Annotated in this window: 14 protein-coding genes; 11 read left to right on the forward strand and 3 right to left on the reverse strand. The window is 69.4% G+C overall.

Going from position 1 to position 16,616, the window contains the following annotated elements; all coding sequences use genetic code 11:
- The first annotated feature begins 5 nt into the window (after positions 1-5).
- The gene (locus tag ABN273_RS34090) at positions 6-1,871 is read left to right on the forward strand and encodes a YncE family protein (protein WP_349453205.1); all 1,866 of its coding nucleotides are present in this window, start codon (positions 6-8) and stop codon (positions 1,869-1,871) included.
- Between the two features lie 230 nt (positions 1,872-2,101).
- Here ABN273_RS34090 and ABN273_RS34095 read toward each other — a convergent pair whose 3' ends face one another.
- The gene (locus ABN273_RS34095; protein ID WP_349453206.1) at positions 2,102-3,004 is read right to left on the reverse strand and encodes an aminoglycoside phosphotransferase family protein; all 903 of its coding nucleotides are present in this window, start codon (positions 3,002-3,004) and stop codon (positions 2,102-2,104) included.
- Positions 3,005-3,126: 122 nt separating this feature from the next.
- Between ABN273_RS34095 and ABN273_RS34100 the strand changes: the two genes are divergently transcribed.
- Complete coding sequence (locus ABN273_RS34100) at positions 3,127-3,723, forward strand: Uma2 family endonuclease (protein WP_349453207.1); 597 nt, start codon at positions 3,127-3,129, stop codon at positions 3,721-3,723.
- Here the strand turns inward: ABN273_RS34100 and ABN273_RS34105 are convergent.
- A complete protein-coding gene (locus ABN273_RS34105) occupies positions 3,713-4,858 on the reverse strand; it encodes an ROK family transcriptional regulator (RefSeq protein ID WP_349453208.1) in 1,146 nt (381 codons plus the stop codon). The genes ABN273_RS34100 and ABN273_RS34105 overlap by 11 nt on opposite strands.
- 106 nt (positions 4,859-4,964) lie before the next feature.
- Here ABN273_RS34105 and ABN273_RS34110 point away from each other — a divergent pair, with 106 nt between their 5' ends.
- Genes ABN273_RS34110 through ABN273_RS34125 form a run of 4 tightly spaced genes read left to right on the forward strand, consistent with a single transcriptional unit; the run spans position 4,965 to position 8,278 of the window.
- Positions 4,965-5,882 (forward strand): glutamate ABC transporter substrate-binding protein, encoded by a 918-nt coding sequence (locus ABN273_RS34110; RefSeq protein ID WP_349453209.1) that lies wholly within the window; start codon positions 4,965-4,967, stop codon positions 5,880-5,882.
- Positions 5,882-6,526, forward strand: a complete 645-nt coding sequence (locus ABN273_RS34115; RefSeq protein ID WP_349453210.1) for an amino acid ABC transporter permease — start codon at positions 5,882-5,884, stop codon at positions 6,524-6,526. Before ABN273_RS34110 ends, ABN273_RS34115 begins: the two co-directional genes overlap by 1 nt.
- On the forward strand, positions 6,523-7,338 hold the full coding sequence (locus ABN273_RS34120; RefSeq protein ID WP_349453211.1) for an amino acid ABC transporter permease: 816 nt from the start codon (positions 6,523-6,525) through the stop codon (positions 7,336-7,338). The genes ABN273_RS34115 and ABN273_RS34120 overlap by 4 nt, the downstream gene beginning before the upstream one ends.
- Positions 7,331-8,278, forward strand: a complete 948-nt coding sequence (locus tag ABN273_RS34125) for an asparaginase (protein WP_349453212.1) — start codon at positions 7,331-7,333, stop codon at positions 8,276-8,278. The genes ABN273_RS34120 and ABN273_RS34125 overlap by 8 nt, the downstream gene beginning before the upstream one ends.
- Before the next feature lie 9 nt (positions 8,279-8,287).
- Here ABN273_RS34125 and ABN273_RS34130 read toward each other — a convergent pair whose 3' ends face one another.
- Complete coding sequence (locus ABN273_RS34130; protein ID WP_349453213.1) at positions 8,288-9,781, reverse strand: LCP family protein; 1,494 nt, start codon at positions 9,779-9,781, stop codon at positions 8,288-8,290.
- Between the two features lie 133 nt (positions 9,782-9,914).
- Between ABN273_RS34130 and ABN273_RS34135 the strand changes: the two genes are divergently transcribed.
- The 5 genes from ABN273_RS34135 (at position 9,915) to ABN273_RS34155 (ending at position 16,568) form a co-directional block, all read left to right on the forward strand.
- Positions 9,915-10,055, forward strand: a complete 141-nt coding sequence (locus ABN273_RS34135) for a hypothetical protein (RefSeq protein ID WP_349453214.1) — start codon at positions 9,915-9,917, stop codon at positions 10,053-10,055.
- 23 nt (positions 10,056-10,078) lie between these two features.
- Positions 10,079-11,005: an alpha/beta hydrolase gene (locus ABN273_RS34140; protein ID WP_349453215.1), complete on the forward strand. Its 927-nt coding sequence runs from the start codon at positions 10,079-10,081 to the stop codon at positions 11,003-11,005.
- 891 nt (positions 11,006-11,896) lie between these two features.
- A complete protein-coding gene (locus ABN273_RS34145; protein WP_349453216.1) occupies positions 11,897-13,009 on the forward strand; it encodes a hypothetical protein in 1,113 nt (370 codons plus the stop codon).
- Between the two features lie 282 nt (positions 13,010-13,291).
- Positions 13,292-15,922 (forward strand): AfsR/SARP family transcriptional regulator, encoded by a 2,631-nt coding sequence (locus ABN273_RS34150; RefSeq protein WP_349453217.1) that lies wholly within the window; start codon positions 13,292-13,294, stop codon positions 15,920-15,922.
- 142 nt (positions 15,923-16,064) lie between these two features.
- Entirely contained in the window at positions 16,065-16,568 is a 504-nt protein-coding gene (locus tag ABN273_RS34155; RefSeq protein WP_349453218.1) for a hypothetical protein, read from the forward strand.
- Positions 16,569-16,616 lie beyond the last annotated feature (48 nt).

Genomic DNA, 16,616 nt, shown 5'->3' on the forward strand with positions numbered 1-16,616 from the left:
TGCTCGTGGTTCCGCAACTCCCGCTGCCCCCGGAATCGAAGCTGAGTTCTAAAAAGCTCTTGACTTGGTTCCACAGTCTGTGGCTACATCTTCTGGTGAAAAATGAGTTACGCAAGGTAATTTCCGGCAGCCGGTTCCTGATCGGCTCCGGAGATTACGTCCACCCGGCCCGGCGCCTGCACCATGGTGGATCGAGCGAAACCCTGGTCGCCCGGCTGACCCGTCGATTGGTCGCGCTCGGCGGTGCGCTGGTCATGGCCGCCGGCCTTGGCATCGCCGTGGCATCCGCCGCGTCGGCCGACGACTCCACGACCTACCTCGGCGACTTCCCGGGCGGCGGGGGTGATGTGGCCGTGGGCGGCGGCAAGGTCTTCATCGCCGCGCGGGAACGGATCATCGTCGCAGACACCCAGGGCACGGTCACCGGCGCCATCACCGGTCTGTCCAGAGCCGCGGACCTCGCCATCACGCCGGACGGCACCCGCCTGTACGCGGCGTTGAGCGTTTCGAACGAGGTAGCCGAATTCGACACCGCCGATCTTTCGATCACCCGGCGGATCGACCTGACGTCCTACCCGTGCCCGTACAATCTGTCGTTGTCAGGCGACCGGCTGTGGGTCGGGTACGGCTGCGGCACCACCACCCAGACCGGCGGTGTCGTCAGCCTCGATCTGTCGGTGACGGCGCCGCAGCCGGTCCAGATCGAGACGGGCACCATGCTCGACGCCCCGTTGGTCGTCGCCGCCGGGAACACGCTGGTGATCGGCGATCCGGGGAGAAGCGCGGTCGACCTGATGGTCTACGACACGAGCGCCACCCCCGCCACATTGCGCGGCGTGATCTCCGGTCAAACGTACGGCCTCTCGAGACTGAGAGATCTCGCCATCACGTCGGACGGCTCGATGGTCGTCCCGGCGGTCAGCAGCCCATACAAGTTCGACGGCTGGGACACCACCAGCCTGACCAGAGTCCGTACCTACGGTGCCGAGCCGACCTTCCCCGGCTATCCGGCAGCTGTCGCGATCAGCCCGGACGGTGCCCAGGTCGTGGGCGGATGGGTGTCCTCCAGGGAATCTGTGGACATCGCTCTCTATGACATAGAGACGACGGCGAAGAACTACGCGTACGGTAACCCGGCCGGTGATCTGGTAGCGGGGAGCCTCACCTTCTCTGATGCCGATGTCTTCGGCCTGCTGTGGGACCCATACACCGACCGGCTCCACCTCTGGCGGTTGCACGGTGGTACCCTCCCGGCGTCCGGGATGACCCTGACGGCTCCCTCCGCGGGGACCGCGTTCGAACCGCTCACCATGAGCGGCCAGCTGACGCTGCCCGACGGGTCGGCTCCGGGGACGCAGCCGCTCGTGGTGACGCGGCGACTGCCTGACGGCACCAGCGCGAAGCTCCCTGGTACGACTACCGCCGAGGACGGTACGTTCACCATCACCGATCACCCGCCTGTAAGCGGCGCGATCGGCTATGACGTGCTCTGGGACGGTGATTCAGACGTTCGGTGGAGCAGGAAGTCGGCGACCGTCAACGTGGCCAAGCACCAGTCGTCACTCACTCTGTCCGGGCCGGCAGAAGGGGTTGCCGGCAAACAGCTCCAGTTCAGCGGCACACTCGACACCGGCGCCCAGACATCCCCACCGGGCGCCTCGCTTACCGTGCAACGCACCTTCTCCAATCGCAAGGAAACCCTCATCACTACCTTGCCGGCTGTGACGCCCGCTGGTGACGGATCCTTCAGCTTCACGGACACGCCCGCTCAGGGTGGCCAGTACACATACACCATCCAGTGGGCTGGAGACGCCGCCTCCCTTGCGGCACGAGCCGACCACGAGGTCGCGGTCCAAGGCGGGCTCGGGTAACCGTAGCGTTCCGACCACAGCGAAACCCTGGATCCCTAAGGCGTCGCTCCAGAATGGGGCGGCGCCTTTGGCGCCCATGTCCCCGCGTGGCGATCAGGCGGCCCTGGGAGACGGGGGAGTTGACCTTGAGCAGCAGATTGGCTGAGGCCGCCAGCCGAGCATGGGACCGCGTCGGCGCTCGGGCAGGCTCCCATGCTCTGGGGTTCAGGTTCTCGGGCAGGCTCCCGGGCTCAGGGCGTCCGGCTCTCGGCGAGGACCTGTGCCAGCGCGTTGGAGGCCTGGCGGACCATCCCCGGGTTGGTGTCCCAGTAGTACGCCAGCGCATTCACGGCCTGGGAGAGCGCCCAGCCGCGGCCGCGCAGCCACGACGCGTCGTCGACGCCGAGCTCGGCCAGGAAGCGTAGGCGGTTCTCGCCGGCGAACACGTTCCACGCGGGCTGGAGATCACAGGCGGGGTCGCCCACGTTGAGGCCGCCGAAGTCGATGATCCCCGACAGGCGGCCGTCGACGACCAGCAGGTTGCCCGGCAGCAGATCGCCGTGCACCCAGACCTCCGGACCGTCCCAGGCCGGGGCGTTGAGCGACTCCTCCCACGAGCGCAGGGCAGCGGCGCCGTCGATGCGGTCGCCGAGCTGGGCGATCGACCGGCGGACGAACTCGTCCCCTTCAGCCAGCGGACCGCCGCGAGCGCCGCGGGGACGCGGATGCGCGCCGGTCTGGTCGACCTTCCGCAGCGCCTTCACGAACGCGGCGAGATCGACGGCCGCCTGCTCCAGGTCCGCGATCGTGCCGTTGGCGTTCGCGCCGGGCAGCCACTCGTACACGGACCAGCTGAAGGGATAGCCCTCGGCCGGATCACCCATCGCCAGCTGCACCGGAACGGCCAGCGGCAGGTGCGGTGCCAGCTTCGGCAGCCACTGCGCCTCCTTGGCCGCCTGCCCGGTGGCCCAGGCGATGCGCGGCATGCGCACAGACAGGTGGTCGCCGAGTCGGTAGATGTCGTGGTCTGTGCCGTAGGAGTCGACGGGTTCGATCCGCAGTCCGGCCCACTGCGGGAACTGTCCCGCGAGCAACCGGCGGACTAGCGCGGCATCGGTGTGGACCTCGTCGGCGTGCATCTTCGTCCTGCTCATCGCCGCCCATCCTTGACCGGCCGCGCCCGTTACGGCAATTGGTTTTGGGTGGCGGACGCACCTCCGAGACGGAATACTTAGAGTGTCCGTTCGAACACGAAGGGAAAGATTTCATGGTCGCCATGATGGAAGAGAAGCACCAGACGGAATCGACCTACGCGAAGCTCACGCGTACAGGGATGACCGCTCGTGAGCTGTTCGATGCCCTACCCCCCATCCCGGATCTCCGGGTTGAGGTCATCGAAGGGAAGATGCTTGTGAGTCCTATGGGCAGTCCAGAGCACGGCTGGATGGCCACACGCCTGCACAACGCCCTCCTTCCACTGCTGACACAGCGAGGATGGGAGGCAGCGATGGGCCTCAACCTCTGCGTGGAAGGGCCACGAGATTCCCCCGCGCCGGACTATGTCGTAGCCCCCAGCGACTGCCCACGCTGGGGCAAATGGGAGCTGTTGGCGTCTGGGGTGGTCATGGTGGCGGAGGTGGTGTCACCCAGCAGCGTCTACACAGACCGCGTGGAGAAGCGACGAACCTACGCGCTGGGCAGAGTGCCCATCTACGTGCTGATCGATCCGATCGCCGACGAGCCGAGCGTGACCGTGTTCAGCGAGATCAAAGATGACGCCTATGAGGTGGCGATCACCGAGCAGATCGGCGCACCGATCATGCTGCCCGCCCCGATCGACTTCGAGCTGGACACCTCGATCTTCAAGATGTGACCTTCAGGGCGGCCTCCAGGAGGAGGGTGCCCGCGCCGAGCAGTGCTGCGTCCCGCCCCGCCCGCGCCGGGGCGATCTCCAGGTCCCTTGTCGCCAGCGGCAGGCAGCGTTCCCAGACCGCCGCCCTGATCGACGTGATCAACGGTTCCGCCGCCGACAGGCTCCCACCCACCGCCACCACGTCTGGGTTGAAGAAGTTCACCAGGACGGTCAGGACCTCGCCGATGCGGCGGCCGGCCGTGCGGACCAGGCTGGTGGCCTCCGGGATGGCGTCGTCGACCAGGGTGACGATGTCCGCCGGGCGGCTCACTTCGATGCCGGACTCCTGCAGGGCCGACATCAGGGCGGCGCCGCTCGCGTACGCCTCCAGGCAGTCCGGGTGGCCGCAGGCGCACACGATCGAGGAGTCCGAGCGGACCCGCACGTGGCTGATGTCGCCGGCCGCGCCCCGGCCCCGGTGCAGGTGGCCGTTGACGATGACGCCGCAGCCTATGCCCGTGCCGGCCTTGACGACCATGAGGTTCTCGCTGGCGGGCCACCACCTCGCCTCGCCCGCCGCCATCAGGTTGGCGTCGTTCTCCACGAGGATCGGCAGGTCGTAGCGGGTGGCCAGGTGGTCGGCGACCGGGAAGCCGTTCCAGCCGGGCATGCGGGACGGGGTGACCACGCGCTGGCTGGACGGGTCCACCGGGCCCGGGATGCCGGTGCCGACCCCCCTGAGCGGGACGGAGGAGGGGACGTGGGTGGCCAGCAGCTCGTCGAACGCGTCCGCGATGCGGTCCAGGGTGACCTGCGGGCCGTCGGCTATCTCGCAGCCGCGTTCCTCGATCACGAGCGGCGTGCCGCTGAGGTCCAGGAGACCGAGCCGTACGTGGTGGGCGCCCAGATCGGCGACGGCCAGGACGCCGGCGTCCGGGGACAGGCGCAGGCGGCGGGGGCGGCGGCCGCCACGCGAGGTGCCCGAGCCCTCCTCGGCGAGCAGGCCCGCGTCGATGAGCTCCTCCACGCGCAGCGACACGCTGGACGCGGCCAGGCCCGATAAGCGGGCCAGGTCGGCGCGTGACTCGGCCTTGCCGGTGGCGACGAGTCGCAGCAGGTCGCCCTGTGCCCCCTGCACGGGCAGCCGCTGATTCATGTGAGATACCTACCATGTCCGGACTTGCGACGACAACGTATTGACTTGCTACGAAATCACCCACTACGGTCCGGCCTATCTTCGAAATCGAAGGAAGTGACCGTTCATGAAGAGACTTGTCGCCGTTGTCGCCGCCTCGGTCTTAGGGCTGGCGGCCTGTGGTGAGTCGAGCAGCCCCGCCGTGCCCGCCGTGCCGGGGGAGCCGTCCCAGAAGGGCACCGACGTGCTCGCCAAGGCGCCCGTCGCGGCGGCGGCCGACATCCTGCCCGGCTCGACCATGGAGAAGATCAAGAAGCGCGGTGAGCTCCTCGTGGGCGGCTCGCTGGACGCGCCTCTGCTCTCCCAGCAGAATCCCGTCACCGGCGAGGTCGAGGGGTTCGACGCGGAGATGGGCAAGGCGCTGGCCAAGTACATCCTGGGCGAGCCCAAGGTGAAGATCGTCAACTCCGCGTCGGAGACCCGGGAGGCGCTGCTGGCCAACGGCACCGTGGACGTGGTCTTCCAGACGTACACGATCACGGAGGAGCGGGCGAAGCAGGTGTCGTTCGCGGGCCCGTACTACACCTCGGGGCTGACCATCGCCGTGAAGAAGGGCACCTCGGGCATCGCCAAGCCGGAGGACCTGAACGGCAAGAAGGTCCTGGCGGGCGCGAACACCCCGGCCATCCCCGCGATCAAGAAGCTGGCGCCGCAGGCGGAGATCATCACGTTCGGCAGCGACCCCGAGTGCATCCAGGCGCTCAAGCAGGACCGGGGCGTGGCTTACGTGCAGGACGAGACGCTCCTGATCGCGGACGCCCAGAAGGACCCGTCGATCCAGATCGTGACCAAGCCGTTCACCGTGGACCCGTACGGGATCGGGCTCAAGCACGGTGACGACCAGTTCAAGAAGTTCCTCAACGACTGGCTGAAGAAGACCCAGGATGCCGGTGTCTGGCAGGGGATCTGGAAGAAGTTCATCGGCACCGTCGTGACCGGCGAGGCTCCACAGCCGCCGCAGATCGGCTCCGTGCCGGGGTCCTGATGTCCGTACTGCTCGATCACCTGCCCGAGCTGTGGCAGGGGCTGATCGTGACGTTCCAGCTCACCGCCGCGTCGTTCGCCGGCGCGGCGGTGCTGGGGGCGCTGGTGTGCGCCCTGCGGGTCAGCCCGGTACGGGTGCTGCGCGCCATCGGCACGGCGTACGTGGAGGCGTTCCAGAACCTGCCGCTGCTCGTGCTGCTCGTCCTGGCCTTCTTCGGCCTGCCGGAGATCGGCATCAAGGCCGAGCCGCTGGTCACGGCCATCGTGGTCATCGCCGTGTACGAGGCCGCGTACGTCGGCGAGGCCCTGCGCTCCGGCGTGAACTCGGTGGGCAAGGGGCAGGGCGAGGCGGCGCGGGCGATCGGGCTGACGTTCAGCCAGTCGCTCAGGCACGTCATCCTGCCGCAGGCGCTGCGCACGGTCGTCCAGCCGCTCGGCAACATCTTCATCGCGACCACCATGAACACCGCGCTCGCCGCCGCGGTCGGCGTCGTCGACCTGACGGCCGCCGCCAACCGGGTGAACCTCATCGAGGCGCAGCCCATCCCGATCTTCGTGGGGGCGGGCTTGGCGTACGCGCTGATCGCCTCGGTGGCGGGGTTCGTCACCGGCAGGCTCGAACGCAGGCTGGTGATGCTCCGGTGACGGTCCTCTTCGACGAGCCCGGGCCCAAGGCGCGCAGGCGCATCCGCGTCGCGACCGTGCTCGGCACGCTGGCCGCCGTCGCGCTCGTCGCTCTGGCCGTGCGGCAGTTCGCGGCGAACGGGCAGCTCGACGCCGCCCGCTGGCAGCCGTACGCGACCTGGCCCATGTGGCGATATCTCCTGACAGGTCTGTGGTCCACGTTCCTGGCGGCGGTCGTGTCGGCGGCACTGTCCATGGCGTTCGGCCTGCTCCTGGCCCTCGGACGGCTCTCGGACCGGCGGTGGTTGCGCCTCCCGGCGGCCGCCTACGTCGAGGTGGTCAGGGTCATCCCGGCGCTGCTGCTGGTGTACGTGGTGCTGTTCGCGCTGCCGCGCTACGGCCTGGACCTGCCGCTGTTCTGGAAGTTGTGCGTGCCGCTGACGGCGTCGAACGCCGCCGCCTTCGCCGAGATCTTCCGCGCCGGCATCAACTCCGTCGAACGCGGCCAGACCGAGGCGGGCCTGGCCGTGGGGCTCACCCGGTTCCAGACGATGCGCCTCATCGTGCTGCCCCAGGCGATCCGCCGCGTGCTGCCGTCGATCGTCAGCCAGTCCGTCGGCCTGCTCAAGGACACCTCGCTGGGCTTCGTCGTCAGCTACGGCGAGCTGCTCTACAGCGGCAAGGTCCTGGCCGCCTACAACGGCCTGCTCATCCAGACGTACCTCGTCGTCGCGCTGGTCTACCTGGTGGTCAACGCGTCGCTGTCCAAGCTGGCCCGCACGCTGGAGGCCCGCCAGTCAGCCTCACTGAGAAGGAGAGCCGCACGTGCCTGACTACGCCGTGCTAGCCGAGGTCATCCGCTCCGGCTTCGTGGAGAGTGTCCATTACGGCAGCGCCGTCGGCCTGGACCCGTCCGGGCGTGCCGAGGTGACGCTCGGGAAGGTGGACGCGCCGGTGCTGCCGCGCTCGTCCGCCAAGCCGTTCCAGGCGCTGGCCTGCCTCACCGCGGGCGCGGCCCTGGCCGGGCCGCGGCTGGCCATCGCGGCGGGCAGCCACACCGGCGAGGACTTCCACGTGCGGCTGGTGCAGGAGATCCTCGAGGACTACGGCCTGGACTTCGGCGCGCTGGCCTGCCCGCCGTCGTGGCCCGAGGACAGCCCCACCATGTACGGGCTCATCAGGCAGGGCGCGGAGCCCTCCCGCGAGCGCATGAACTGCTCGGGCAAGCACGCCGCCATGCTCGTCGCCGCCGTAGCCAACGGCTGGGACGTGCCCTCATACCTGTCGGCCGGCCATCCCCTGCAGCTCCAGGTGCGTTCGGTCACCGAGGAACTGGCGGGGGAGAAGGCCGCTCACGTGGCGGTGGACGGCTGCGGCGCGCCTCTGTTCGGCCTGTCGCTGACCGGACTGGCCCGGGCCGTTCAAGGCCTGGTCCTGGCCGCGCCGGGCACCGCGCCACGCCAGGTCGCCGACGCGATGCGCGCGCACCCCGAGTACGTGGGCGGGACCGGCCACCAGAACACCGAGCTGATGCGAGCCCTCCCCGGCGCCCTGGCGAAGGGAGGCGCCGAGGGGGTGCTGGTGGTGGCCATGGAGTCGGGCCACTCGGTCGCGGTGAAGGTCATCGACGGCAGCCCCCGCGCCACCACGGCCATCGCGCTGGCGGTGCTCCGCCGCATGGGCTGCGACGTCGCGCCGGCCGCGGCCTTCGAACGGGTGGACGTGCTGGGCGGCGGCGTCCCGGTGGGCCGGATCGTCGCGAAGCCGGCGTGAGCCCGCAGCTCAGAGCGGGCCGCCGCAGCCTTCCGTGAGGCCCTTCGCCGGGCTCTGGCCGTTCTTCTTGACGGCCGACTTCTTCGGCGAAGGCGAAGGCGAAGGCGAAGATGAGGGCGAGGGCGAGGGCGACGCGGTGGCCGATGGCGAGAGTGACGGGCTCGCGGAGGCGGCGACCGGGGAGCTCCCACGTGCCGAGTCGCGCATCGCCTTGTCGGCGATGAGGCGGATCTTCTCCCAGTCGGGATAGCCGGTGCTGATCAGCGGGGGCACGAACTGCACGCTGGTCACCTTGGCGTTCTTGACCTTCAGCGCCAGCGGCACCAGGTTCTTGAGCATCGACCGCGGGATGTCGGTCCTGATCAGCTCCTTGGTGGCCAGCGCGATCCGGTTGAACCTGGACAGCACCGTCGCCGGGTCCGCCTGGTCGAGCAGCGCGCCGAGCACGCAGCGCTGGCGGCGCATCCGGGTGTAGTCGTCGCTGTACGTGCGCGAGCGGGCGTACCACATCGCGTCGGCGCCCTTGAGCTTGCGCGTGCCGGCCTTGACCAGCCCCTCGTTGTACTTGCCGAACACCACGTCCTGCTCGACGGTGACCGTGATGCCGCCGATGGCGTCGATGAGCCGGGCGAACCCCCACATGTTGACCAGGGCGTACCAGTCGACCTTGACCCCGAGGGTGTAGCCGATCGTGTCCATCAGCACCTTGGCGCCCTGGTGCTGCTTGCCGCCGAAGATCTCGGGGTGCGCGTCGGCGTACTCCCAGACGCTGTTGAGCAGGTCGCTGCGCCCGCCGCCGGGGTCGGGCGGGAGCCGGAAGCCGTTGGGGAACTGCTGCGCCATCGGGGTGCCAGGGCGGAAGCGTACGTTCTCCAGGTTGCGCGGCAGGCTGAACAGCACGGTGTTGCCGGTGTCCACATCGACGCTGGCCAGGTTCATGCTGTCGGTACGCACGCCGATCCTGTGGTCGTCGGCGTCGCCGCCGAGCAGCAGGATGTTGACCCGCTGCCGCCCCGCCCACGGTTCCTCCGGCTTCTCCGCCGCCGCGGCGGACGGCGAGTCGGACGGCGTCTCCTGGAAGATGTCGTTGAGCGTCTGCCGCGAGGTCCACACGGCCTGTGTCAGCCAGCCGAACGGGAACACCACCACGACGGCGAGCAGCCCGGCCAGCGTGCCGCTGAGGATCTGCCCGGACTGCGGCAGCCGCCCGGGCCGCAGCACGACGAACGAGTGCACGATCAGGGTGAACCACGCCACCCCCAGCACGGCGGCGCCCACCAGGATCGCCGTCAGCCAGGAGTTCTCGGTCAGCGAGCCGATCAGGTTGTCGGTGGTCAGCGCCAGCGCGAGCAGCGCCAGCAGCCCGGCGACGTAGCAGGAGAGCAGGACCAGCCCGGTCTTGCGCCAACCGGCACGCAGATGAGCGGCCCCGGGCGCCAGTGCCGCCAGCACCAGCCAGCCGAGGACCGCTCCGGCACTCGCCGGTTCCTTTGCCTGCCGCACGCCTTCCCCGTTTCCCCGAGCTCCACCACATAGGCCCGATCGAGGCCGCTACCAGCGCTAGGCCAGGCCCACCTCAGGCATCAATAGAGGCGGCAGCCTACGCACCAAATACGAAATATGTCTTTATCGGCGGATGAACATCAGTAGCCGAACAGTCATCACCGAGATCGCCACCGTCACATTGAACCGTCCGGAGCGGCTGAACGCCGTCACCTTTGCAATGCGCGGGCAGTTGATCGAGTCGCTTGACCTCGCCGACGCCGACGATGTCTAACATGTGCCTCTATGGTGTCTAGCATGTACGAGATCACCGTGCTGCCCATGCCGCACGACTTCGAGGGCGAGGTCGTCGCGACGCTGGTCTCCAGGACGGTCGGATCCCGCAGGGCGGTGCTCTACCTGCACGGGTTCACCGACTACTTCTTCCAGGACCATCTGGCCGATCACTACATCCAGCGCGGCATCGACTTCTACGCGCTCGACCTGCGAAAGTACGGGCGCTCTTTGCTGCCGCACCAGACCAGGGGCCTGATCAGGAGCGTCACCGACTACTTCCCCGAGATCGACGAGGCCGTCCGCCTCATCCGGCAGGACCACGACGAGCTGACGATCAACGCCCACTCCACCGGCGGCCTCGTCGCCTCCCTGTGGGCCGACCGGGTCCGCGGCCGGGGGCTGGTGCAGGGGCTGGCGCTCAACAGCCCGTTCTTCGACCTGAACGTGCCCGCCCCGCTGCGCCTGGCCGCCGACCTGCTCAAGACGCCGCTCTCGTACACGAGGAGGGCGCTCCCGCTGGGCATCAGCACCGTCTACGGGCAGACGCTGCACCGCAGCGAGGGCGGCGAGTGGGACTACGACCTGACGCTCAAGCCGCTGGCGGGCTTCTCCGTGCACGCCATGTGGCTGGCCGCCATCCGCAGGGCGCAGCGGCGGCTGCACGCGGGGCTCGCGGTGGACGTGCCGGTGCTCGTGCTCGCCTCCACCAACGGGCTCCGGGTACGCGACTTCGTGCCGGAGGCCCGCTCCGCCGACGTCGTGCTCGATCCGCAGCACATCGCCCGCTGGTCCACCGCGCTGGGGCCGCACGTCACCTGCGTGCGCATCCCGGACGGCATCCACGATCTCGTGCTGTCGGCCGAGCCGGTGCGCAAGCAGGTGTTCGCCGAGCTGGACCGCTGGATGAACGCGTATCTTGGTCCGCGTTCGGCGGACCAAGACAGGTAGCGGAGTCTGCCCCCCGTGGCTCTCCGTGAGGAGTTCGGCCCAGAACGGGCCGAGCACGGCGTGGGCTGAGCCCGCCATCGCCTCCAGTCCGTCCGCGCGGGTGCGGCCGGAGGCGTCTGGAGCCTTGTGTGGACGGCGTCTTCCTCGGGCGTGCGGCGCAGTCCAGGAAGCTCGACGGATTCTCAACATATCCTCAACACCTGTAGACCTACATTTCCAGTCATGAGAAGAGCCTCAGCTCTGGCTACCGGGTGGCCCAAGAAGGGCGCCAAGTTCCACGGCTACTGCTGGGGCAACAAGCCCGTCTGGAACTGGACCGAAGTCTGGAACCTGAGCGGCGGGGGACACAGGTACATCTGGCACACCGGGCTCAAGACGGTCCGCCAACGACACCAGCGGCCGACCAGTGACCGCCGCGCCGTGCCGAGGACACGATGTGGTTGCGCGAGCGCCTGGCCGCCGGTGCCGTCGCCGACGTCGTGCTCGCCCCGGCCGAAGATCAGGCCTACCGGCGCACCGTCGACTGGCTCAGGTGCTGCGGCCGGCCAGTGGCGAGTGCGTCACAGCCATCAGGGATTGATCGCGTTCGTACGGGAGGCGGTTGATGAGAGCGACCATGCCAGATCCACGGCCTGTTCAGGTCGAAAACGTCGCCGAACTTCGCGGCGATCTCGGCAGTCGAACCGACCGATGCGTTCTGCTGAATGGAGGATTCGTGTGAATCGGCCCAGGTGCGTACTTGCGGCAATGGTGGTCGCCGGCCTTCTCACCTCCTGCGGAGGAGGTGCGGGAAGCGATGACTCGGGAGGACCGCACGCGTCCCGGACCGGCACGGGGAAGCCGTCCTCGTCCGCCTCCCCTGAGCGTGTCGCACCGAAAACCCAGCTGTCGGTGCCCAGCCTCTATGACACCTCCCGCGGCTGGGAGTCAGATCTGCCGGGGGACCAGCTCACCCTGCCGCACTCCGGGGCGGTCGCCGTCTTCGGGCAGGGTGGCAAGAACGACGGCACCATCACCGTGCTCGATGTGACCAGCGGCCAAACCCTGTGGAAGACCGAGGTGAAGGGCCCCGGCCTGATGTCAGCGTTCTCGGTCACCGTGCAGGGAAAGGACTACCTGGTCGCCTCCGCGTCCGGCTTTCAGGGCGCCGACGTGGTCAGCAAGGGCCGGCAGGTCACGACGATCGACATCTTCCCCGCCCGTGCCGTTGGAGACGGAGTCAAGCCGGCTCACCATCTCGAACTGGACGGCGAGGGTGCGGTGAGCAACGGCGGTGGCGGACTGCTGGTGAAGCAGGACAACGACATGGTGGTGACCGTGGATCCGGCCACAGGCGCGACGAAGACGTACGACCTGAGGAAGATGAAACCTCCAGCCAGCGAGTGCAAGCTGTGTTTCGCGTCGACCAAGGCCGTAGCGGTCACTCCCCGCGGGCCGCTGCTGTCCACCAACACCCAGCCCCGCCGTCACTACTGGGTGCCGGGAGCCTGGTCAGGCGGGACTCTCACCACCGACGCCGATCGCAAGATCTTCGTCGCGCCGGTCGGGGACTCCCTCGTCGCGCAGTGGCGCGACGAGGGCGCGGCCAACGACACGTGGGCCGTTCTGGACCCCGCCACGGGAAAGGTCCGCGCCGAAGTCGACTGTGCGCCGGATCAGCGCGTGACGGCCGACGACTCCAAGGGAGCCTCCCTGTCCGCTGACGGGCGCTATCTCGTCCGCAGCCACACGGCCTTCGACCTGGACGAAGGCACCGGCCACTGCTTCGAGGAGACCGACCAGGACAAGCCGGTGCATCTGACCGGTGTGACCGATGACGGCGTCGCCTTCGGTATCGGCGCCTCGACTGCCGACCAGGCCGATCCTCGGGTCACCGTCGATCTCGCCACAGGCCAGGTCCAGCTCGGCGACTATGTTGTGGCTCCCTTCGGTGACTACTCCGGATACGGTCTGTTCTGGGACGACTCCACCAGCACCATGGTCGCCTATCCACACGTCAAGTGACCGCACGCGTGGGAGACCGGTCACGTTCAGTGGTGCGGGCAGCCCCAGCGGGGGCTGCGCCCGTGTCCGGCACAGGTGATCCGTAGCGGGGCCGGGGTGAGCCGGTGGTGGTGATCGCGGACCGGGCCGACGTGGAACGCATATCCGTGCACTCCACTTCGGAAACTGACACCTGCTCACTGGCCGGGAACGGCGTGGAATCCCGGGCGCGAGGTGCGGTGGAGCTGTGGGATCGTGGAGGCTTTGACGCCACGTCCTGCCCGCCGCACCCGGGGATTTGTCATGGAATTTCGGATTATGGGGGCATTGTCGGTACGTGACGGCGCCGAGGATCGCACCCCCACCGCTCCGAAGCACCGTGACCTGCTGGCGATGTTCGTGCTCAACGCCCGCCGCCCGCTCACCGTCGAGCGGCTGCGACAGCTGCTGTGGCCGCTGGAGGAGGGCGACCGGTCAGATTCGCTGATCCGCGGCTACATCGGCCGGCTCCGGCAGCTGATCGGCAAGGACGTCATCACCACCGTGTCCGGCACGTACACGCTGGCCGTCAACGACGATCAGCTCGACGTCGGTCGCTTCCGCCGGCTCGTGCAGGAAGGGCTGTCCGGGCGTGACGGCGGGAAGCTGCGGGAGGCGCTGGGCCTGTGGCGCGGGCCGGTTCTGGCGGACGTGGATCCTGACGCGAGGCGCTGGGCCGAGACCGGGCGGCTGCGCGAGGAGCTCGAAGAGCTTCGCCTGCTCGCCCTGGAGCGCCGGATCGAGCTCGACCTGGACGCGGGCCGGCACCGCGAGCTGCTGTCCGAGGTACGGAGGCTGGTCGCGCAGCACCCGCTCTGGCAGCGTTTCCGCGGCCAGTTCATGCTGGCGCTCTATCGCAGCGGGCGGCGCGTGGAGGCGCTGGCTGCGTACACGGCGCTGCGCGACGAGCTCGACGGCGGGCACGCCATCGAGCCCGACCCCGAGCTGCAGCTGCTCTATCACCGCATGCTGCACGACGACGTCATGCTGCACGTCTCCGCGGGCCCGCCGGTGCTCTTACCGCGGGACGTCGCCCACTTCACTGGCCGCGCCGACCTGCTCGACCAGGTGTTCTCCGGCCTGGTCGTCGTGCACGGCCCGGCCGGGGTGGGGAAGTCGGCGCTCGCCGTACGCGCCGCCTGGCGGCACAGGGAGCGCTTCCCCGACGGGATCCTGTACGCGGACCTGCGCGAGTCCACCCGGCCTGGCGCGATCCTGGAGGACTTCCTGCGCTGGCTCGGCTGCCCGGCCCAGGCGGTACCGGCATCGGAGGGCCAGCGGCAGCGGCTGCTGCGCACTTACACCGCCAACCGCCGCATGCTCGTCGTGCTGGACGACGCCGCCGACGAGTCCCAGGTACGGCCGCTGCTCACCTCGTGCCCCACCGTGATCACCAGCCGGTCGGCGCTCGGCGGGCTGACCGGCGCCGTACGGCTGCCGCTGGGCGTCCTGGACGACGACGAGGCCCGTGACCTGCTCGTCAAGCTCATCGGCGAGGAACGGGCGGACGACGGCGGGGTACGGGAGCTGATGCGGTTCTGCGGCGGGCTGCCCATCGCGCTGCGCATCGCCGGATCCCGCCTGGCCACCAGACCAGGCTGGACCCCTGGCTACCTCGCGGGCCTGCTGAAGGACGAGCGCGGGCGGCTGGACCGCCTTCACTCGGGCGACCAGACGGTCCGCAGCGTGTACGCGGTCGGCTACGAGGGCCTGCCCACGCCGGCGCGCCGCATGGTGCGGCTGCTGGGCGCGCTGTCGGCCCCCGACGTCGCCGACTGGGCCGCCCAGGTCTTCGGCGACCAGGCCGACACGCTCGTGGACGCCGGCCTGCTGGAGGCGCACACCGTGGACGTGGCGGGCCAGGTCCGCTACCGCATGCACGACCTGACCCGGCTCTACGCCCGTGAGCGGCTGGTGGAGGAGGAGGGCGTGCATGCGGTACGGGACGCGCTCGCGCGGCTCCAGGCCGTCGTGATCGCCCGGGTGCAGGCGTCCCGGTTCCCGCTGGTCTCCGGTGAGCCGACCATGCGCAGCTTCGTTACCAGGGACATCAAGGAGTCGGCCGAGTGGCTCGTCGCCGAGCGCGCGTTCCTCGCCGCCCTGGTCGGCGACCTATACGGGGCCGGGCTCGACGAGGGCGCGTGGCGGCTCGCGCATCTGCAGGGCCCGTTCCTGGAACGGCGGCGCTTCCTGGACGACTGGCGGCCGGTCGCCGAGACCGGCCTCGCGGCGGCGCGGCGCACGGGTGACGCTCGCGCCGAGGCCCTGCTCCTGCGCGACCAGGGCGACCTGTGCCGGGCCGAGGGCCGGTGGGCGGAGGCGCTGGATCTGCTCACCCGGGCGCTCGGGGCGTTCACGAGCCTCGGTACGTCCAGCGGCAAGGAGGCCGCGCAGGTCCGGCGCAGGATCGGCCAGGTGTACCTGGAACAGGGCCGTCTGGACGAGGCAGAACGCCAGCTGACCTCCTCTCTGCACGCCTTCAGCAGCGGGAGGGCCGGCGCCGAGGCGCAGCAGGCGCTCGGCGCGGTGCTGCGGCGGGCCGACCGCCCCGACGAGGCAGCCGACCGGCTCGCCGCCGCCGCAGGCTTCTTCGATGCTGTAGGCGACCGGCACCGGCACGCCGACACCCTGCTGGAGCTGGCCGCGGCACGGCTGGCGCAGCGGCGGGTGCCTGGCGCCAGGGACTGCGCGCAGCGGGCCAGGTCCATCGCCGTACGGCTCGGCGACCGGCTGCTGGACGCGCACGCGTTGCTGGCGCTGGCCCGGGTCAACCAGGCTGAGGGCGACCGCGACGCGGCGCGCGAGCTGGCCGAGGACGCGTTCAAGATCTTCGACGGCATCGCCGACGAACCCGGTAGGGCGACCGCGCTGGACCTACTCGCCGCCCTGGTGTGACGACCTGGTGTGACGACCTGGTGTGACGACCTGGCGTGACGACCTGCTCTGACGGCTCAACACCGCCTCAACACGGCCTCAACATCACCCGCACTAGCTTCCTCTCGTCAGTCCAATGGACACATGAGAGAGGAAGATCACGATGGCGTTCATCACCTTCCGCACCTCGATCGCCGCCCTGGCTGTCGCCGCGGCCGCAACAACCGGTCTCGCCGCCCTCCCTGCCGTCGCGGCTTCGGAGGCGACCTCGGCGTCCGCGATGGGGACCGCCTCCGGCTCCTGCGGCAAGGGCGGCGCGTACATCAACTTCACCGCGCACTACCACAACAGCAGCCGGTACCACGTCTTCACCAAGTTCTCCTGGACGATCGCCGGGAGCGGCGTGGGCAACAAGAACAACGTCGAGTTCCGGGTGAAGCACGACAACCGACTCGGCCACGACCCGATCTACTGGACCTGGAAGTCCCCGGACAACATCCGCAAGGGGTACTCCGAGGTCAACTCCGGCACGCGCAACGGCGGGAACCCGGTCCCGAAGAGCGGCATCAGGGTGCCGAAGAACAAGGCGGCGTACGTGGAGTTCAAGGCCGTCTTCGACAAGAGGGGCACCGACCCGCGCTGCGCCGGTCACACGCGCAACGTCTGATCCCGTTCGCTGAGGCAGGGGCCGTGTCTTCCAGGGCGCGGCCCCGGC

It is taken from the genome of Nonomuraea sp. B19D2 (assembly GCF_040137845.1).
GTDB lineage: Bacteria > Actinomycetota > Actinomycetes > Streptosporangiales > Streptosporangiaceae > Nonomuraea.

Coding starts and splice junctions, on each gene's coding strand:
- ABN273_RS34095 (WP_349453206.1), bottom strand. CDS start 3,004: ATGAGCAGGACGAAGATGCACGCCGACGAGGTCCACACCGATGCCGCG.
- ABN273_RS34100 (WP_349453207.1), top strand. CDS start 3,127: ATGATGGAAGAGAAGCACCAGACGGAATCGACCTACGCGAAGCTCACG.
- ABN273_RS34105 (WP_349453208.1), bottom strand. CDS start 4,858: ATGAATCAGCGGCTGCCCGTGCAGGGGGCACAGGGCGACCTGCTGCGA.
- ABN273_RS34110 (WP_349453209.1), top strand. CDS start 4,965: ATGAAGAGACTTGTCGCCGTTGTCGCCGCCTCGGTCTTAGGGCTGGCG.
- ABN273_RS34115 (WP_349453210.1), top strand. CDS start 5,882: ATGTCCGTACTGCTCGATCACCTGCCCGAGCTGTGGCAGGGGCTGATC.
- ABN273_RS34135 (WP_349453214.1), top strand. CDS start 9,915: ATGAACATCAGTAGCCGAACAGTCATCACCGAGATCGCCACCGTCACA.
- ABN273_RS34140 (WP_349453215.1), top strand. CDS start 10,079: ATGTACGAGATCACCGTGCTGCCCATGCCGCACGACTTCGAGGGCGAG.
- ABN273_RS34150 (WP_349453217.1), top strand. CDS start 13,292: ATGGAATTTCGGATTATGGGGGCATTGTCGGTACGTGACGGCGCCGAG.
- ABN273_RS34155 (WP_349453218.1), top strand. CDS start 16,065: ATGGCGTTCATCACCTTCCGCACCTCGATCGCCGCCCTGGCTGTCGCC.